This window comes from Sphingobium sp. WR1 (genome assembly GCF_059693745.1).
In genome coordinates this window covers 80681-97514 of the sequence record NZ_JCATID010000007.1, presented here as the reverse complement: position 1 = coordinate 97514, position 16834 = coordinate 80681, and the positions used below count along the sequence as shown (strand labels likewise).

Sequence of the window (16834 nt, the reverse complement as noted above, 5' to 3'; positions counted from 1 at the left end):
TCCAATGGCCGTCGGAATCAAGGATGTAGCGCGAGTCGCGGCGGTATCGCCCGCCACCGTCTCCCGCGTGCTGTCGGGCCGGGCGGTCGATGCGACGATGCGCGACCGCGTGCTCGCTGCGGTGAAGACGACCGGCTACCGCCCCAATCTCGCCGCCCGGCGCCTCCGCTCGCGCCACAGCAACACCATCGGCCTGATCGTCGCGGACATCCGCAACCCCTTCTTCACGGCGGTATCGCGCACGGTCGAGGACATCGCCTATGAACGCGGCCTGCGGGTCATCCTCTGCAACACGAACGAGGACCCCGCCAAGGAAGCCATGTATCTGCAACTGATGCAGGAAGAACGGGTGACGGGCGTCATCCTGGCCCCGACCCGGCAGGGCGCCGAACGGGTCGCGCGCGCGAAGGCCGATCATCCCATCATCCTGATCGATCGCGTGGCAACGACCACCTCCGACTGCGTCGTGCTCGACAATGAAGCGATGGCGGGAGCGCTGGTCGCCCATCTCCATGCGCAGGGGTTCAAGACGGTCGCCGGATTGTTCGGCGCGGCCAGCACCACCGGCGCGGAACGGCGGGCCGGCTTCGAAAAGGCCGCCCAAGGCCTGGGCATGGCGACCCGGTCCCTGTCGGTCCCCCATGGCGACGGCGAAGCGGAACGGCTGGTTGCCGCCCTGCTCGACGAACCGGACCGGCCGGAGGCGATCGTCGCGAGCAACGGCGTGATGCTGATGTCGGTGCTGCGGGCGACCCATGCGCTGGGCCTGTCCGTCCCACGGGACGTGGCCCTCGCCGGATTCGACAATGACGCCTGGATGGAGTTCGCCGCCGACGGGCTCAGCGTCATCGAACAGCCGGTCGAGGAGATCGGCCGCACCGCCATGGCCATGCTGCTCGACCGGCTCGACCATCCGGACGCGGCCGCGCGCAAGGTGGTTCTGACCGGACGTCTCGTCGCCCGCGGCTCCACTGCCAGGATTTCACAAGTCGAGGAAATGAAGAGATGAAACCACCCATCGGCCGGGATACCAGGCTCTGCATGTCCTTGTCGGGCCGACCCGGTAACGCCGGCTCGCGCTTTCACAACCGCCTCTATGAAATATTAGGGCTGGACTATGTCTATAAGAGCTTCAGCACGCAGGATCTGGCTGCCGCCATCGGCGGCATACGCGCGCTGGATATTCGCGGCTGCGCCATATCCATGCCGTTCAAGGAAGCCGTGATCCCGCTGATCGATGCGCTTGAAGCCTCTGCGCGCGCGATCGACAGCGTCAATACGATCGTCAACGACGATGGCCGACTGACCGGATACAATACCGACTATGTCGCGGTGCGCCAGCTTCTGGAACGACGGATTGAAAAGCCTGCGCCGTTCCTGCTTCGCGGCAGCGGCGGCATGGCGAAGGCCGTGGCGGCCGCGCTACGGGATGCGGGCTTTACCGAAGGCGTGATCATCGCGCGCAACGAACCGGCCGGACGCGCGATTGCGGAGCAATATGGCTATGGGTGGCGCGCCGACCTGCCGGGCGAAAGCGCGCCCCTCCTGATCAACGTCACCCCCTTGGGGATGGAGGGACAGGATGGCGACGCCCTCGCCTTCCCGCCGGCGCATATTGCCGCCTGCGCCATCGCGTTCGATGTCGTCGCCCAGCCGGTGGAAACGCCTTTCGTCCGCGCGGCAAGGGCCGCCGGGAAAGACATTATTTCGGGTGGTGAGGTCATCGTCCTCCAGGCGCTCGAACAATTTGTCCTCTACACCGGCATCCGCCCGGAGATGGAGGATATCCGCGCAGCGGCGCGCCATGCTCACGGCCCGGATGTGGCGGACAGGATCACCGGCTGAAGCTGACGCCGATCCAGAGCGTGCGCGGCGTGCCGAGGTCGATCGATCCGCCGGCATTACGGGTGAGGACCTCCTCGTCGAACAGATTTTCGCCGCGCGCGACCAGGCTCAGGCCATGGCCGACCGGCAGGCGCGCGATCGCGTCCACCGTCAGCGCGTCGGGCAACACGTCGCTTTGCAGATCGTCCTCATATTGATCCGCGACATAGCGCATGGTCGCCGACAGCGACGGCCCCTGCCGCGGCGCCCAGGCCAGCGTCGCGCTGGCGGCATGACGCGGGCTTTGCGCCGGGGTGAAGCCGTCGAAGGCCGCGCCCGGCGCATGGACCCTGCTATGGCTATAGGCATAGGAAGCCGACAGGCGGACATCGCCCAGCGCTGCCGTCGCCGTCAGTTCCACGCCCTTGGCGACGACGCGATCCACATTCTGCCGCTGCCGGATATTGGTCGCGATCGTCACATTGGCGATGGCATCGTCCAGCCGATTGTAGAAGGCGGTCGCGGAGAGGCTGACACCTTCGGCTGGGGTCAGGTCGATCCCGGCCTCCGCGCCCTTCAGCTTCTCGGGCGTCAGCGCCGCATTGGCTTCCGTCCTGATCGGGAAGACGATGAAGGGCCGGTACAGCTCGTTGAGCGTCGGCAGGCGGAAACCGCTATAGGCCGCCGCCCGTAGCGCCACCGCATCGCCGGCCCTGTAAAGCGCACCCACCCGTCCCGACACTTCCCAGTCGGACCGGTCGGCAAAATCACTCCCCGTCGCCGCGCCGGTCGTCGCGCTGACCTCATGGAAGAAACCGTTGCGGATTGTCCAGCGATCCACCCGCGCGCCCCCTGTCAGCACCAGTTTACCGATGCTCCAGTCATCCTCGACGAACAGGCCGGTCGTCCGCTGGTCGCCACCGGCATGGCGCAGGAAGGTGCGCGGATTGGCGGCGACATTGGCGTTATAGCCATCCTCATACATATCGCCGGTCGCAAAGCGCGAGTCGGCGCCGATGCGCAGCACATGGCTGCCGCCAACCGGCGGCCGCAATTCGATCTTGCCGCCCAGCCCCGTGGAAGGCGTGTTGCGCTGGTCCAGCGACTTGCGGAAGCTGGAGGAGGAGATGACGATGTTGGAGAAATTGCGCGCCTGGATATAGGCCAGCGCATCGACCTGCCATGGCCCGCGGGAGATATAGCGGATGCTGGCATCCTGCCCCTGGCTCATGCTGTCGGCGCCGGCAAAGCGCAGCGTGCGGTTATCCTCGAACAGGGTCGCGCGGAATTGCAGTTCGGACGTGGCGCCGATCGGCGCGACCGCGCGCAAATTGGTCGACNGCTGTCGGCGCCGGCAAAGCGCAGCGTGCGGTTATCCTCGAACAGGGTCGCGCGGAATTGCAGTTCGGACGTGGCGCCGATCGGCGCGACCGCGCGCAAATTGGTCGACCAGCCATCATAAGCGGCAGGGGCGGTCGCGGCGTTGCGCTGGGACCGGGGCGTGGTCTGGAAACCATCGCCCCGGTCCCAGCGTCCCGACAGCGAGACATAGCCGCTGCCCAGGTCCGGCGTCACGGTGGCGGACAATTCGGTCGAATCGCGGCTGCCGTAAAAGGCGCTGGCGGCGAAATCGGGCAACTGGTCGCGGGTTGCGCTCGCCATCTCGATCGTGCCGGCGACCGCCCCCGCCCCGAAAACGCCGATGCCCCCGCCCCGGGTCACGCGCACGACCGAAAGGCGTTCGGGCGCCAGCGCGCTGAAGGGGATATAGCCGAAAAAGGGATCGGCGATCGGCACGCCGTCGAGCAGCATCAGCGTCCGGCTCGACGCATTGCCGCCCAGCGCGCGCAGCGTGGCGCCCTGATTGGACGGGTTGGAGGATCGGCTGTCGGACCGACGGAACTGCTGGAATCCGGCGACATCGCCCAGCACGCTCTCGATCCGCCCCGACGCGCTGTCCATCAACCGCTGCCGGTCGATCACCACCGATCCATAGGCCGGCGTGCCAGGCGGCAGGTCCAGCCCCGCGCCCGTCACGACGATGGATGGCGCGTCGCCCGGCGCTTCGGCCCGGGCGACGGTGGGCACAATCAGCAACAGGATGGACAGACAATGTTTCTTCATGGTGCCCCCTCGACTTGCCCCCTTTGTGGTTTTTCACCGTCTTTGCAAAGGAAAAGGGGCTGCGCACGTCTTCGGGCCCTGGGTCGATAGCCCCGCTTCCCACAGCAAAAGCGAAAGCCGATTGCGAAAATCGCAAGCTGCGCTAAGGGCGATCATGTGGGGCGCAGATGCGTCCCGCATGATCGCGCCGGTGCCCCGCAAGGGGCTTGAATGGGAACAGGGTGAGGCGGCTTTCCAGAAAGCCGGCAAATCCAGGGCTGTCCCTGCAACTGTAAGCGGCGAGCGCGATGCACGGGTTCCGGGCCGATCCGGGACAGCCACTGGGGAAACCTGGGAAGGTGTGCATCAAGCGACGACCCGCGAGCCAGGAGACCAGCCGGCGTGGGTCGCTCATGTCCCAGGTCCAGGGAAAGGCCGGGGCACGGAAGGATGTCCGTCGAGCGACGACCAAGCGGCGCGGGCCGCTTCGGCGCAGGCTGGTCGAGCGCAATGACGCCGGCTCGCCAGCCCTGCGCCGGTCGATCGCGATAGGCGCATCGGCAGGCCCCGCCTTCGTTGCCGGTGTTCGGAAGGGGGCCTTCCATGAAGTTCGTTACGACCATTTCCCTGATTGCCATGGCGGCGGCGACGCCCGCACTGGCGCAAACGCCCGATGGCGAGCCGGGCACGCCGCCGGGCGACGAGATCATCGTCACCGCGTCCCGTTCCGGCGAGGGCGTCAGGGCCAGCCAGCTCGGCGCGTCCGTCACCGTGATCGACGCCGCCACGCTGGAGGCGCGGCAAACCCGCGTCGTGTCCGACGTGCTGCGCGACGTGCCGGGCATCGCCGTCAGCCGCATCGGCGGGGTCGGCGGTCAGACGCAAATCCGCCTGCGCGGCAGCGAAGCCAATCATGTGCTGGTGCTGATCGACGGCATAGAGGCGGCCGACCCCTATTATGGCGAATATGATTTCGGCACGCTGATCGCCGATCCCGCCGCCCGGATCGAGATATTGCGCGGCCAGCAATCCTCGCTCTACGGTTCCGACGCGATCGGGGGCGTGATCAACTATATCACCCTGTCGGGCCGGGAAGCGCCGGGTATCAGCGCGCGGGCGGAGGGCGGCTCCTTCGGCACGGTCAGCGGCGCGGCGCGGATCGCGGGCGCGAGCGACGCCTTCGACTATGCGCTGTCCGCCTCCTATTATGACACGGACGGCTATCCGACCGCGCGCGGCGGCAGCCGGGACATCGGCTCGCAAAGCCTGGGCGCCAGCACCAAGCTCAACTGGACGCCGACCGACGCCCTCAAGCTGACCGGCGTGCTGCGCTACAGTCTGACCAGGGCGGACACCAACAATAGCGAGTTCGATCCGGCCAGCCCGCTTTTCGGCTATACCGTCGACAGCCCCGGCGTGCGCTATCGCAACGAAGCGCTCTATGGCCTGCTGTCCGCGCAGGTCACGGGGCTGGACGGGCGCTGGATCAGCACCTTGTCGGGCCAGTTCGCCGACACCACCCGCAAGGGGTATAACGCCTTCGGCTTCGACTATGGCGACAAGGGCCGCCGCTACAAAGGCTCCCTCACCTCCAGCCTGACGCTGGGCACGGAGGCGGTGACGCACCGCATCACCGGCGCGGTCGATGTGGAGCGGGAAAGTTTCCAAAACACGACGCCATCCGATTTTGTCTTCCAGGGCAAGCGTCATACCGACAATCTGGGCCTGGTTGGCCAATATGAACTGACCGCCGGCCCCCTCTCGCTGGGCGGGTCGGTGCGTTACGACGATAATAACCGCTTCGAAGATACCACCACCTGGCGCGTTCAGGGCAGCTATGCGCTGCCGACCGGCACGCGCATCCGCGCCGCCTATGGCACGGGCGTCAAGAATCCCGGCTATTATGAACTCTACGGCTATATGGACGGCACCTATATCGGCAACGCGAACCTGAAGCCGGAAAAATCCGAAGGCTGGGAAGTCGGGCTTGAACAGAGCGTCGGCGGCTGGGCGACGATCGGCGCGACCTGGTTCGATTCCACGCTGAAGGATGAAATCTATACCAGCTACCCCGCCCCCGATTTCATCGCCACACCCGCCAATCGCGACACGAAGAGCAAGCAGCATGGGATCGAGGCGTTCGTGAGCGCCCAGCCCTTGCCCCAACTGCGTTTCGACCTTGCCTATACATGGCTCAACGCCAGGGAGGATGGCGTGCGCGAAATCCGTCGGCCCAGGCATGTCGCCAGCTTCAACACCACGGTCAGCAGCGCCGACCAGCGGCTCTCCGGCACCCTCACCATCCGCTACAATGGCCGCGCGACCGACACGGCCTATACCGACCCCAGCTATGCCCCCGTCACCGTATCGATGCGGGAATATGTGCTGGTGAACCTCAGCCTCGACTATAAGCTGGCGCGGAACGTCGCGCTGTTCGGCCGGGTCGAGAATCTTGCCGACGAAGACTATGAGGAAGTGTTCAGCTTCGCCACCGCCGGGCGCGCCGCCTATGGCGGCGTCCGCCTGAGCTTCTGACCTGTCGGGCGACGCGCGGCACCCGGCAGCGCGTCGTCTCGTTAAGAATGAATGTCAGCGATGCGCCCTATCCCATTGCATAATCTGTCCGGCCATGCTGCGCGCGGCAAGGGCATAGGCCTGCGTCCCGCACACGGTCCAGGCTTGCGGGATGCTGATGCGGGGAATGTCGCGCAGCGCGGGATGGTGCAGCATCTCGCTGCCCTGATCGGTCGCGCGGTCGGTGGCGCTTTCCACGATCAGGAAGTCGGGGCGCGCCGCCACCATCTCCTCCAGGCTGACCTGCGCCAGCGGCGGCTTGCCGAGCTTCGCGGCAAGGTTCACCAGCCCCATATGCCGCATCAGATCGTCGATCAGCGTGCCCGTGCCGGTCATATATCCCCGCCGCTGATAATAGGCGGCAACGCGGCCCCGCCCCGGCCGGGGAAGCCCCGCCAGTTCCCTTTTCATCCGCGCGACCATGGCCTCGCCCCGATCGGCATGGCCGACCGCAACGGCGGTCGCCCGGATCGAGGCGTAGATATCCGCCAGACTGTCCGCGCTCTTAAGGTCGAGCGTCCGGTAGCCGCGCCGGTTCAATCCCCCCGGCATGGCGCTGCGCCAGGCCGGCAGGCCGGCGACCAGGTCCGGCCCGATCGCCAATATCTGCTCGGCCGAATTGCGGAGCAGCGGCAGGCCTCGCGCTCGCGCCGCCTCGGCCGACATCTCCGCATCCCTTGCGTTGCGGGTCAGCCCGGCGATCTGGCTGCGGTCGGCCAGCGCAAGGACAAGCTGGTCGGCGCAGAGGTTCAGCGACACGATACGCTGCGGCGGGCGAGCCGGCCCAGTAACTGGTGCGGCGACCGGCGCCCCGGCCCGGAGCACCGATCCACCCGCCACGAGCAGGCACAAGCAGGGGGAAAGAAGAAAGGCCTTGCGCAACATGGTTCTCCCCATAATCGCCGGCGCATGTGCGGCAAATGGCTAAGATGATGGAGATGACGCAAAAGCGCATCCTGCTCCTTTCGGGCCTGACCGTCCTCACGGCAGCGGCGGCGATCGGATCGCTGCTGCTAGGGGCGGTCGACATCCCCCTGCCCCACATCTGGGCCGCGCTTTGGGGCCATGGCGACAGGGTGACGGACATCATCCTGTTCGACCTGCGCCTGCCGCGCACGCTCATAGGCCTCGCCGTCGGCGCGATGCTGGGCCTGGCGGGCGCGGCGATGCAGGGCTATCTGCGCAATCCGCTGGCCGAACCGTCGGTGCTGGGAACGTCGAGCGCGGCGGCGCTGGGCGCGGTAGGCGCGCTCTATTTCGGTCTGGCCGAGCTTCATCCGGTGATGCTGCCGCTCCTGTCGATCGGCGGCGCCTGCCTGTCGCTGCTGCTCCTTTTCTTCCTCGCTGGACGGTCGGAAAGTTCGCTGACGCTGATCCTTGCCGGGATCGCAGTGGCGACGCTGGCGCAGGCGGGCATCGCCCTGGCGCTCAACCTCTCGCCCAATCCCTTCGCCGCGATGGAGATCATGACCTGGCTGATGGGCAGTCTGGAAAACCGCTCCTTCGACCATCTCTGGATCGCGCTGCCCTGTATCGTCACCGGCATGGTGCTGCTGTTGTGGGATGGCCGCGCGCTCGATGCGCTGACGCTGGGCGAGGATGGCGCGCAGGCGCTGGGCGTGGACCTGCGCCGCACGCGCTTTCGCCTGCTGCTCGGCACGGCGATCGGCGTGGGCGGCGCGGTGGCGGTGTCGGGCGCGATCGGCTTCATCGGCCTGATCGTGCCGCACCTGTTGCGCCCACTGACCGATCGCAGCCCCTCGGCGATCCTGCTGCCCGCCGCGCTGGGCGGCGCCGCGCTGCTGACCTTCGCCGATATAGCGGTGCGGCTGATCAACATCATGAACGAACTGAAGCTGGGCGTGGTCACGGCTTTCCTCGGCATCCCGATCTTCCTCCTCCATCTGATGCGCGAGCGGCGGCTATGGTGATGCTGGAACTGGACGCGATCCGCGTCACCCTTGGACGACGATCCGTCCTGAACGGAATCAGCGCGCGCTTCGGAGCCGGCGCCCTGGTCGGGATCGTCGGCCCCAACGGCGCGGGCAAGTCGACGCTCGCACGGGCGATGCTCGGCCTTGTCCCGGTGAAAGGCCATGTCCTGATCGACGGCCAGGACGTCGCCGCCCTGCGCCGCGACGCACTTGCGCGGCGGGTCGCCTATCTGCCGCAGGGCCAGACGCTCCATTGGCCGCTGACGGTGGAACGGCTCGTCGGCCTCGGTCGCTTGCCCCATCTCGGCCCCATGTCGCGCATCCGTGGCGAGGATGCGGCGGCGATCGAGCGGGCGATGGCGCGCGCCGACGTGCTGGACCTGCGCCAGCGGATCGCGACCGAACTGTCCGGCGGCGAGCGGGCGCGCGTGCTGCTGGCCAGGGCGCTGGCGGTCGAAGCCCCCGCCCTGATCGCCGACGAACCGCTGGCCAGCCTCGACCCCGGCCACCAGATCGACGTCATGGACCTGCTGCGGGCGCAGGCGCAGGACGGGGCGCTGGTGATCGCCGTGCTCCACGACCTCACCATGGCCGCGCGCTATTGCGACCGGCTCCTGCTGATCGACCGGGGCCGCCTGGTCGCCGATGGCGGCCCGGCGGAGGTGCTCACCCCCGACCATCTCCGCGCCGTCTACGGCATAGAGGCGCGGGTCGATCTGGACGGCGTCTGGCCCACCGTCACGCCGCTGGGGCGCAGCCCGTTGACCGGGGCATCGAAATCGATGTAACGCCCGCATCGCGACAGGTTCCTCGGCGACGGGGACGAAGATGGGAACGGGACAAACCCGGCTGCCCCTGCAACTGTATGCGGCGAGCCATCGGCCCTATGCCATTGGGATGAACGTCCCGAGAAGGCGGCTGACCGGCGTTGACCCGCAAGCCAGGAGACCTGCCTGTCGCAGTCGTCTTTCGCGCGGACAGGGTGAGCCGGGCGGACGGGGGTGAACCCGCGCGACGACAGGGAAAACCGCGCGATGCGCGGCCGGTGTCGCGCGCAATATATCGCGATCGCACCGGCTCCATCGCACGGCTATGTCGATGGGATTGCCGTGCCGAAATGTCTTTGCCGAGATATCCGATGCTGAAGCGGGTCGATCCGGGACCGGCGATCGTCGCCTGCAACAGCTGCCGCCATAGCAAGGATGCGCGGGAAGACCCCGACGGCGTTCGCGGCGGCGCCCGGCTGGTGTCCGCCCTGAAGCGCGTAAAGGCCAGCGATCCCCGCTATGATCGCGTCGTGGTGCAGGAAATGCCCTGCCTTTTCGCCTGTCAGGATTTCTGCACCGTCCACCTGCGCGCGCCGGACAAGGTCGGCTATGTGCTGGGCCGGTTCGCGCCGGATGAGGAGGCCGCCCGCGCCATATTGGACTATGCCGTCCATTATGTCGAAAGCGACCATGGCCGCGTCCCCTTTTCGCAATGGCCGCAAGGTGTCAAAGGCCATTTCATCACGCGCACGCCGCCACCGGGATTTGTCGCCGAATGACCAGCTTCGCCTCCGCCGCCGCCTTCGAAGCCGCCCTGTCCGACCTGCGCGGCCCGGACCCGGAAGCCGCCGCCGCCGCCCGCGCGCGTCAGGAGCAATTGACCAAGCCGCCGGGGTCGCTCGGACGCCTCGAAGAGATAGCGATCTTCTTCGCCGGCTGGCAGAGGCGCGATCGGCCGGGCATCGACCGGGCGCGCGCGGCCGTCTTCGCCGGCAACCATGGCGTCACCGTCCATGGCGTCAGCGCCTATCCCGCCAGCGTCACGGCGCAGATGGTCGCGAATTTCGAGGCCGGCGGCGCCGCGATCAACGCCCTGTCGGGAGTCGCGGGACTGGAACTCAAGGTCGTCGCGCTGAATCTGGACCGGCCGACCGCCGACTTCACCACCGAGCCAGCCATGAGCGTGGAGGACTGTCTGGCAGCACTCAACGCAGGCGCGGCGACGGTGGATGAGCGGCTCGACCTCCTGATCCTCGGCGAAATGGGCATCGGCAATTCGACGGCGGCCGCTGCACTCTGCGCCCGCAGCTATGGGACGGAGGCCCAATATTGGGTCGGCCCCGGCACGGGGATCGACGGCGAAGGCGTCCGGCGCAAGGGGCAGCTCATCGACCGCGCGCTCGCCCATCATGGCGATGCGCCCCGCTCCGCCTTCGAAACATTGCGCCGGGTCGGCGGGCGCGAGATTGCGGCGATTGCCGGCGCGATCCTGCGCGCGCGCCAATTGTCGATCCCGGTGCTGCTCGACGGCTTCATCTGCTCCTCCGCCATCGCCCCGCTCGCCATCGACAATCCGGCCATCACCGGCCATTGCCTGGCGGGCCATTGCTCGCTGGAGCCGGGCCATGCGCGCCTGCTCGAACGGCTGGAATTGACGCCTTTGCTGTCACTCGACATGCGGCTTGGCGAAGGGAGCGGCGCTGCGGTCGCCGCCAACATCGTCCGTGCGGCGCTGGCCGCCCATGACCGGATGGCGACCTTCGCCGAAGCGGCGGTGTCCGGTTCGCTGTGAGCGACGGCTTCGCCCTTCATTTCCTGCGTCATGGCGCGCCGGAGCAGCCCGGCCTCATGCTCGGCCGCACCGACGCCCCGCCCACGGCGGAGGGGATCGCCGCCTGCGTCAGACAGGTCGCCGATCTCGCCATCGACCGGATCGTCTCGTCCGACCTGCAACGCTGCCAGCGCGCCGCCGCAGCCATCGGCGACTCGCATGGATTGACGCCGCAGATCGACCCGCGCTGGCGCGAACTCGACTTCGGCGTCTGGGACGGCCAGCCCGCCAGCGCGATCGATCCCGAACCGCTCGCGCGCTTCTGGGCCGATCCCGACCGGCACCCGCCACCGCAGGGCGAATGCTGGTCCGCGCTGGTCGACCGGATCGCGTCCGCGCTAACGGACCTGCCCCCCGCCCCCACAGTGATCGTGACCCATGGCGGGGCGATCCGCGCCGCCCTGCACCGCCTGTGCCGCATGGCCCATCAACAGCTTTGGGCGTTCGACCTGCCCTATGGCGCGCTCCTCTCGCTCCATATCTGGCCCGGCGAGCCATGGACGGCCCAGATCAGGGCGCTTCGTCCGTGCGAGGGACCGGCATGAAGGGGTTGATCATCGCCATCCAGTTCCTCACCCGTCTGCCGATGCCGCGCGTCGACGTGACCAACACCGAATTTGCCGCCTCCATCCGCTGGTTTCCGGCGGTCGGCCTGATCGTCGGCACGATGGTCGCCGCCACCGGCTGGATCGGCGCGCAGATCGATCCCTGGGCGGGGGCGCTCGCTGCGCTCATCTGCTGGGTGGCGGTAACGGGCGCGCTCCATCTCGACGGACTGGGCGACATTGCCGATGCGGCGGGCGCGGCGCACAAGGATCGCGAACGACTGGTCGCGGTGCTTGCCGATCCCCATGTCGGCAGCTTCGCCATCGTCGCGATCGTGACCCAGCTCCTCTGCAAGCTGGTCCTGCTGCGCCTGCTGATCGAGGCCCAGGCCTATGTCGCGATCGCCCTCATTCCCCTCGCCGCGCGAATCGGCACGCTGTTCTGGACCCGCTATCTGCCTCCGCTGCATGAAGGGCTGGGCGCCCTCTTTCGGCACGCCGTCTGCCCATATGACCTGATCCTCTGGACCGCTCTGCTGGTCGGCGCGACCTTCCTCTCGCCGTCGCTCTGGATCGCGCCCGCGGCGTGGCTGCTCTGGGCCTGGTGGCTGCGTCGCCGCATCGGCGGGATTTCGGGCGATGGCCATGGCGCGGGCACAGAAGTGACGGAAAGCCTGCTGCTGCTGGCCGCCCTGCTCTGGAACCGGCTGGCATGACCCGTCCCTGGACCTTTCATGGCGGCTCGCTGGAGGCTGCAAAGGCCCATTTCGGCACGGATGCCCAGCCATGGGCCGACCTCTCCACCGGCATCAATCCCCATCCCTGGCCCGGTGCGGACGCGGTGGCGATCGACTGGCAACGCCTGCCCGAACCCGAAACATTGCGCCGGCTGGAAGCGGCGGCATCTGTCTATTTCGGTGTCGACGCCCGCCATGTCTGCGCCGTCCCCGGCACCGAGATCGGCCTTCGGCTGACCGGGCGGCTGATCGACGGAGCGGCCAGCCATGTCAGCCCCAGCTACCGGACCCATGGCGAAATGATCGCCGGATCGGCCGCCACCACATGGTGCGACGCCGCCCGATCCGAAGGAAGCCTGATCCTCGCCAACCCGAACAATCCGGACGGGCATGTCCTCGACCGGGGCGAACTGCTGCATCTGTTGGAGGCACGCCGGGAAAAGGGCTGGCTGCTGCTCGACGAAGCCTTTGCCGATACCGACCCGGCAATCAGCCTCGCGCCGCTGGTGGACGACGACCGGCGGCTGCTGATCTTCCGTTCCTTCGGCAAATTTTTCGGCCTGGCCGGTGTGCGGCTGGGTTTCGTCCTCGGTCCGTCGGCGCTTCTGGCTGCGCTGCGCGATCGGCTTGGGGCCTGGCCGCTCTCCGCCGCCGCGATCGCGATCGGCACGGCCGCCTATCAGGACCGCCATTGGATCGCGCAGACCCGCAGCCGCCTGCGCACCGACGCCGCCAGCCTGGACGCGGTGCTGGAGCAAGCGGGCCATCGCCCGATCGGGCATTGCCCTCTCTTTCGCCTGATCGAAACGGGCGAAGCGCCGACGCTGTTCGAGCGGCTCGCCCGTGGGGCCATCCTGACCCGCCCCTTCGCCGAACAGCCGCGCTGGCTGCGAATCGGCCTTCCGGCCGATCGCGCCACATTGCTCCGTCTGGAGCAGGCCCTCGGCCATGGCTGATCCGGTCGCCCTTGCGGCGCTGGCGCTGGATGCCACCCTTGGCTGGCCCCAATCTCTCTACCGGCGCATCGGCCATCCGGTCGGCCTGTTCGCCCGTCTGATCGAAGGATGCGAGAGGCGGTGGAACGGGCCGGAGACGCGGTTCTTCCTGCGGCGGGCATGGGGCGTGATGACGGTCCTGATCCTTCTCATCGTCGTCGGCGGCTTCTGCTCGCTGTTGCAGTCGCTGCTGCTGCGGAGTCTCGGCGGCCCCGGCTGGATCATCCTGTCCCTGCTCGCCTGGCCCGCTCTGGCGCAGCGCAGCCTCTTCGACCATGTCCAGCCCGTCGCGCTGGCATTGGAGGCGGGCGATCTGCCAGCGGCCCGAATCGCCGTCGGCGCCATCGTCGGCCGGGACACGCACTCGCTCGACGAAAGCGCCATCGCCCGCGCCGCCATCGAAAGCCTGGCCGAAAGCTATTGCGACGGGGTGACGGCCCCTTTCGTCTGGCTGCTGCTGCTCGGCCTGCCCGGCATCTGGGTCTATAAGGCGATCAACACCGCCGACAGCCTGATCGGCCATCGCGAGGAACGCTGGCGCGCCTTTGGCTGGGCGGCGGCGCGAACGGACGATCTGCTCAATCTCGCCCCCGCGCGCCTGTCGGGCCTGCTGCTTTGCCTGGCGGGCGGGCGCGGCTGGCGCATCCTGTGGCGCAATGCGCGCAACCATGCTTCGCCCAATGCGGGCTGGCCCGAAGCCGCCATGGCCGGCGCGCTGGGCGTGCGGCTCGCCGGGCCGGTCAGCTATGATGCCGTCCCGCACCCCAAGCCCTGGATCGGCGGCGAGGGACGCGATGCCCATGCCTATGACATTCGTCGCGCCCTCGCCGTCTATCGCCGCGCCTGTCTGCTGCTATGGATGATCGCGGCGGCGGCATGGCTGTTCTGATCCCCGCCCCGAAAGGCCCCTGATGACCGGACATAGCCTCTTCGTCCTCGGCGGCGCCCGATCGGGCAAGAGCCGCTATGCGCAAAGCCGTGCGGAATCGGTGGATGGCAGCGCCATCTTCGTCGCCACTGCCGAAGCCTATGACGACGAAATGCACGACCGCATCGCCCGCCACCAGGCCGACCGCGATCATCGCTGGCGAACGGTCGATGCCCCGATCGACTTGCCCGCGACCATCCGGTCGCTCAGCGCCCCCGTCCATATCCTGCTGGTCGACTGCCTGACGCTCTGGCTCTCCAATCTCCTGCTGACCGATGCCGATATCGCGGCGGCGGGCGCTCAGTTGATCCAGTCCATCACCGGATTCGAAGGCCATCTCATCCTCGTCGCGAACGAGGTCGGCCTCGGCATCGTGCCCGACAATGCGCTCGCCCGGCGCTTTCGCGACGAAGCGGGGCGCCTGAACCAGTCGGTCGCCGCGATCGCCGATGAGGTTATGCTGATCACCGCAGGCCTCCCGCTCCGATTGAAATGACCTGCATCGAACGACCGGCTTGCAGGATCATGGACACCGGCTCTAGATCGTCCTGCTCGCCTGGATGTCCGAAACAGAGTCTCATCATGCCCGAAACGCCCTATCGTCTCCTCCCCCCGTCCCCCAAGACCCGTCATGGCTGAGGCGGAGGTCGCGCAGACGCAGGATATGCGCTTCGTCGAAGGGGGCGCCTTCCTGATGGGGTCTGACCGCTTCTATCCCGAGGAAGCGCCGGTGCGCCGGGTGCAGGTCGACGGCTTCTGGATCGACGAGACGCCCGTGACCAACCGCGAATATGCGCGCTTCGTGGCGGCGACCGGCTATCGCACCCTTGCGGAGATCGCGCCCGATCCGAAGGATTATCCCGGCATGGACCCGGCCATGGCGCGGGCGGGATCGCTGCTGTTCCAGCGCACCGCCGGCCCGGTCGACCTTGGCGATTATAGCCAGTGGTGGAGCTTCAGCTTCGGCACCGACTGGCGGCATCCCCATGGGCCGGACAGCCATGCCCATGATCTGCCCGACCATCCGGTCGTGCATGTCGCGTTTGAGGATGCAGAGGCTTATGCGCGCTGGGCCGGCAAGGCGCTGCCGACCGAAGCCGAATGGGAATATGCCGCGCGCGGCGGGCTGGACGGCGCGGATTATAGCTGGGGCGACGCGCTGGCGCCGGACGGGCAAATGCTGGCCAATTACTGGCAGGGCGCCTTCCCCTACGGCAATACGCTGGAGGACGGCTATGAACGCACTTCGCCGGTGCGCACCTATCCCGCCAACGGCCATGGCCTGTATGACATGATCGGCAATGTCTGGGAATGGACGGTGGACTGGTTCGCCCAGCCGCGGGTGGAGCGCAAGGCGAAGGGCAGCTGCTGCGTCCCCGCCAATCCGCGCGGCGGCACGAAGCGGGAAAGCCTCGACCCGGCGATGCCCCACGTCGCCATCCCCCGCAAGGTCCTGAAGGGCGGATCGCATCTATGCGCGGCCAATTATTGCCAGCGCTACCGCCCAGCGGCGCGCCATCCCCAGGCGATCGACAGCGCCACCAGCCATATCGGCTTTCGCTGCATCCGTCGCGGCCGCAAATGAGGATGCCCTGCGAATCCGGCGCAGCCCCGTCAGCGACCGGCCACCTGCGCGCCGCGATAGAATTGGACGATATCGCGCGGCGAGATGGTCCGGTTGCATTTCCGCCCCAGGAAGAATGTGCCGCTCGCGGCGTCGGACGCATAGTCCGACCGGATGAGGGCATCGAACCATGGCAGCCAGACAAAGGCCATCTTGAACATCTTGCCGATGCGGCGTGACCGGAACAGGCTCTTGAAGAAATAGTCGATGGACCAGAGCAGCTGCGTCCCCGGACCGCCGCTGACCCCAGAACCGATCAGCGAGAATTTGCGGAAGAGATAGCGATGACCGCTCTCGGTGAAGCGCATGAAGTCATAGGCGCCTTCATGCACATGCTGCAGGAACGGGGTTTCGGCATAGACGATCCCGCCCGGCCGCAGCACGCGCCAGATCTCGTCCACCACCCCTTGCGGATCGATGACATGCTCCAGCACCGCCTGGATCACCACCGCGTCTACGGCCTCGTCGCACAAGGGAATGTGATGGGCGTCGGCGATCAATTGGGTATTGGCGGTCTGGTAGATGTCCAGCGCGATGACCCGCGCCATCGGACAGTCATAGAGCGCGTCGGTTCCCTGGCCGATCGTGCCGCCGCCGATCACCAGGACCGACGAACTGCGCTGCGGCGGAAGGCTTTCCATCAGCTTTGCGATATTGTCGCGCGTGCTCTTCTTTTCCGGCGACAGCATCCGCTTGAAAAGGCTCCGGCCGGATCGGATTTTCGGACGTTCGATCGGGCTGCCGGCGGCGGAGGCGCGCAGGACGTCCGGCGACAGGACCGAACGGGAAAAATCGACGAGGACCGGCTTTCCATCCAGAACCGGATATATGACCGGCGCGTCGCCGTCAGTCTCATAGCCGGCGTCGGTGCGGACCAGCGGCTTGCCCGTCGCGGGACATCGGAGCAACAGCTCAAGCCGTTCGAGATTCTCGATCATCGTCTGTGCCTCACCTGTTAGCGGACGAGGCCAG

General features: G+C 67.5%; 15 protein-coding genes, 2 pseudogenes and 2 riboswitches. Of the genes and pseudogenes, 13 read left to right on the top strand and 4 right to left on the bottom strand.

Features of this window, described 5'->3' with window-relative positions; translation table 11 throughout:
- Nucleotides 1–4: 4 nt before the first annotated feature.
- Together AC58EF_RS11070 and AC58EF_RS11065 are read left to right on the top strand one after the other, a co-directional pair.
- Nucleotides 5–1009, top strand: a complete 1005-nt coding sequence (locus AC58EF_RS11070) for a LacI family DNA-binding transcriptional regulator (protein ID WP_497276247.1) — start codon at nucleotides 5–7, stop codon at nucleotides 1007–1009.
- Entirely contained in the window at nucleotides 1006–1845 is an 840-nt protein-coding gene (locus AC58EF_RS11065; protein ID WP_497276246.1) for a shikimate 5-dehydrogenase, read from the top strand. The genes AC58EF_RS11070 and AC58EF_RS11065 overlap by 4 nt, the downstream gene beginning before the upstream one ends.
- On the opposite strand, the pseudogene AC58EF_RS11060 reads toward AC58EF_RS11065, so the two are convergent.
- Nucleotides 1835–3067 (bottom strand): annotated as a pseudogene (locus AC58EF_RS11060) (TonB-dependent receptor); the annotation flags it as partial. The gene AC58EF_RS11065 and the pseudogene AC58EF_RS11060 overlap by 11 nt on opposite strands.
- A 110-nt stretch (nucleotides 3068–3177) precedes the next feature.
- A pseudogene (locus AC58EF_RS11055) lies at nucleotides 3178–3948 on the bottom strand (TonB-dependent receptor); the annotation flags it as partial.
- 172 nt (nucleotides 3949–4120) lie between these two features.
- Nucleotides 4121–4343, top strand: a riboswitch (cobalamin riboswitch).
- A 187-nt stretch (nucleotides 4344–4530) separates the two neighbouring features.
- Here AC58EF_RS11055 and AC58EF_RS11050 point away from each other — a divergent pair.
- A complete protein-coding gene (locus tag AC58EF_RS11050; protein ID WP_497276244.1) occupies nucleotides 4531–6462 on the top strand; it encodes a TonB-dependent receptor plug domain-containing protein in 1932 nt (643 codons plus the stop codon).
- 54 nt (nucleotides 6463–6516) lie between these two features.
- On the opposite strand, the gene AC58EF_RS11045 is transcribed toward AC58EF_RS11050, so the two are convergent.
- The gene (locus AC58EF_RS11045; RefSeq protein WP_497276243.1) at nucleotides 6517–7386 is read right to left on the bottom strand and encodes an ABC transporter substrate-binding protein; all 870 of its coding nucleotides are present in this window, start codon (nucleotides 7384–7386) and stop codon (nucleotides 6517–6519) included.
- Nucleotides 7387–7439: 53 nt separating this feature from the next.
- On the opposite strand from AC58EF_RS11045, the gene AC58EF_RS11040 reads away from it, so the two are divergent.
- The 10 genes from AC58EF_RS11040 to AC58EF_RS10995 all read left to right on the top strand — a co-directional run bounded on the left by AC58EF_RS11040 (nucleotide 7440) and on the right by AC58EF_RS10995 (nucleotide 15823).
- Nucleotides 7440–8432, top strand: coding sequence for a FecCD family ABC transporter permease (locus AC58EF_RS11040; protein ID WP_497276380.1), 993 nt, complete (start codon nucleotides 7440–7442; stop codon nucleotides 8430–8432).
- Nucleotides 8426–9223: an ABC transporter ATP-binding protein gene (locus tag AC58EF_RS11035; RefSeq protein WP_497276242.1), complete on the top strand. Its 798-nt coding sequence runs from the start codon at nucleotides 8426–8428 to the stop codon at nucleotides 9221–9223. Before AC58EF_RS11040 ends, AC58EF_RS11035 begins: the two co-directional genes overlap by 7 nt.
- A riboswitch (cobalamin riboswitch) is annotated at nucleotides 9222–9406 on the top strand. Its footprint overlaps the gene before it by 2 nt.
- 167 nt (nucleotides 9407–9573) lie before the next feature.
- The gene (locus AC58EF_RS11030; RefSeq protein ID WP_497276378.1) at nucleotides 9574–9981 is read left to right on the top strand and encodes a DUF1636 domain-containing protein; all 408 of its coding nucleotides are present in this window, start codon (nucleotides 9574–9576) and stop codon (nucleotides 9979–9981) included.
- Nucleotides 9978–10994: a nicotinate-nucleotide--dimethylbenzimidazole phosphoribosyltransferase gene (gene cobT, locus AC58EF_RS11025; protein WP_497276241.1), complete on the top strand. Its 1017-nt coding sequence runs from the start codon at nucleotides 9978–9980 to the stop codon at nucleotides 10992–10994. Before AC58EF_RS11030 ends, cobT begins: the two co-directional genes overlap by 4 nt.
- Entirely contained in the window at nucleotides 10991–11578 is a 588-nt protein-coding gene (locus tag AC58EF_RS11020) for a histidine phosphatase family protein (RefSeq protein WP_497276239.1), read from the top strand. The genes cobT and AC58EF_RS11020 overlap by 4 nt, the downstream gene beginning before the upstream one ends.
- Nucleotides 11575–12294 (top strand): adenosylcobinamide-GDP ribazoletransferase, encoded by a 720-nt coding sequence (locus AC58EF_RS11015; RefSeq protein ID WP_497276238.1) that lies wholly within the window; start codon nucleotides 11575–11577, stop codon nucleotides 12292–12294. The genes AC58EF_RS11020 and AC58EF_RS11015 overlap by 4 nt, the downstream gene beginning before the upstream one ends.
- Nucleotides 12291–13271 (top strand): threonine-phosphate decarboxylase, encoded by a 981-nt coding sequence (locus tag AC58EF_RS11010; protein WP_497276236.1) that lies wholly within the window; start codon nucleotides 12291–12293, stop codon nucleotides 13269–13271. Before AC58EF_RS11015 ends, AC58EF_RS11010 begins: the two co-directional genes overlap by 4 nt.
- The gene (gene cbiB / locus AC58EF_RS11005) at nucleotides 13264–14199 is read left to right on the top strand and encodes an adenosylcobinamide-phosphate synthase CbiB (protein WP_497276235.1); all 936 of its coding nucleotides are present in this window, start codon (nucleotides 13264–13266) and stop codon (nucleotides 14197–14199) included. Before AC58EF_RS11010 ends, cbiB begins: the two co-directional genes overlap by 8 nt.
- 22 nt (nucleotides 14200–14221) lie before the next feature.
- Nucleotides 14222–14734 (top strand): bifunctional adenosylcobinamide kinase/adenosylcobinamide-phosphate guanylyltransferase, encoded by a 513-nt coding sequence (gene cobU / locus AC58EF_RS11000; protein ID WP_497276234.1) that lies wholly within the window; start codon nucleotides 14222–14224, stop codon nucleotides 14732–14734.
- Between the two features lie 135 nt (nucleotides 14735–14869).
- Nucleotides 14870–15823 (top strand): formylglycine-generating enzyme family protein, encoded by a 954-nt coding sequence (locus AC58EF_RS10995; protein WP_497276232.1) that lies wholly within the window; start codon nucleotides 14870–14872, stop codon nucleotides 15821–15823.
- Between the two features lie 29 nt (nucleotides 15824–15852).
- On the opposite strand, the gene AC58EF_RS10990 is transcribed toward AC58EF_RS10995, so the two are convergent.
- A complete protein-coding gene (locus AC58EF_RS10990; protein WP_497276231.1) occupies nucleotides 15853–16800 on the bottom strand; it encodes a class I SAM-dependent methyltransferase in 948 nt (315 codons plus the stop codon).
- Between the last annotated feature and the right edge of the window lie 34 nt (nucleotides 16801–16834).

Bases quoted from the DNA above. Each gene is read 5' to 3' on its own strand.
- AC58EF_RS11070 (WP_497276247.1), top strand. From the start codon at position 5: ATGGCCGTCGGAATCAAGGATGTAGCGCGAGTCGCGGCGGTATCGCCC.
- AC58EF_RS11065 (WP_497276246.1), top strand. From the start codon at position 1,006: ATGAAACCACCCATCGGCCGGGATACCAGGCTCTGCATGTCCTTGTCG.
- AC58EF_RS11050 (WP_497276244.1), top strand. From the start codon at position 4,531: ATGAAGTTCGTTACGACCATTTCCCTGATTGCCATGGCGGCGGCGACG.
- AC58EF_RS11045 (WP_497276243.1), bottom strand. From the start codon at position 7,386: ATGTTGCGCAAGGCCTTTCTTCTTTCCCCCTGCTTGTGCCTGCTCGTG.
- AC58EF_RS11040 (WP_497276380.1), top strand. From the start codon at position 7,440: ATGACGCAAAAGCGCATCCTGCTCCTTTCGGGCCTGACCGTCCTCACG.
- AC58EF_RS11035 (WP_497276242.1), top strand. From the start codon at position 8,426: ATGGTGATGCTGGAACTGGACGCGATCCGCGTCACCCTTGGACGACGA.
- AC58EF_RS11030 (WP_497276378.1), top strand. From the start codon at position 9,574: ATGCTGAAGCGGGTCGATCCGGGACCGGCGATCGTCGCCTGCAACAGC.
- cobT (WP_497276241.1), top strand. From the start codon at position 9,978: ATGACCAGCTTCGCCTCCGCCGCCGCCTTCGAAGCCGCCCTGTCCGAC.
- AC58EF_RS11015 (WP_497276238.1), top strand. From the start codon at position 11,575: ATGAAGGGGTTGATCATCGCCATCCAGTTCCTCACCCGTCTGCCGATG.
- AC58EF_RS11010 (WP_497276236.1), top strand. From the start codon at position 12,291: ATGACCCGTCCCTGGACCTTTCATGGCGGCTCGCTGGAGGCTGCAAAG.
- cbiB (WP_497276235.1), top strand. From the start codon at position 13,264: ATGGCTGATCCGGTCGCCCTTGCGGCGCTGGCGCTGGATGCCACCCTT.
- cobU (WP_497276234.1), top strand. From the start codon at position 14,222: ATGACCGGACATAGCCTCTTCGTCCTCGGCGGCGCCCGATCGGGCAAG.
- AC58EF_RS10995 (WP_497276232.1), top strand. From the start codon at position 14,870: ATGGCTGAGGCGGAGGTCGCGCAGACGCAGGATATGCGCTTCGTCGAA.
- AC58EF_RS10990 (WP_497276231.1), bottom strand. From the start codon at position 16,800: ATGATCGAGAATCTCGAACGGCTTGAGCTGTTGCTCCGATGTCCCGCG.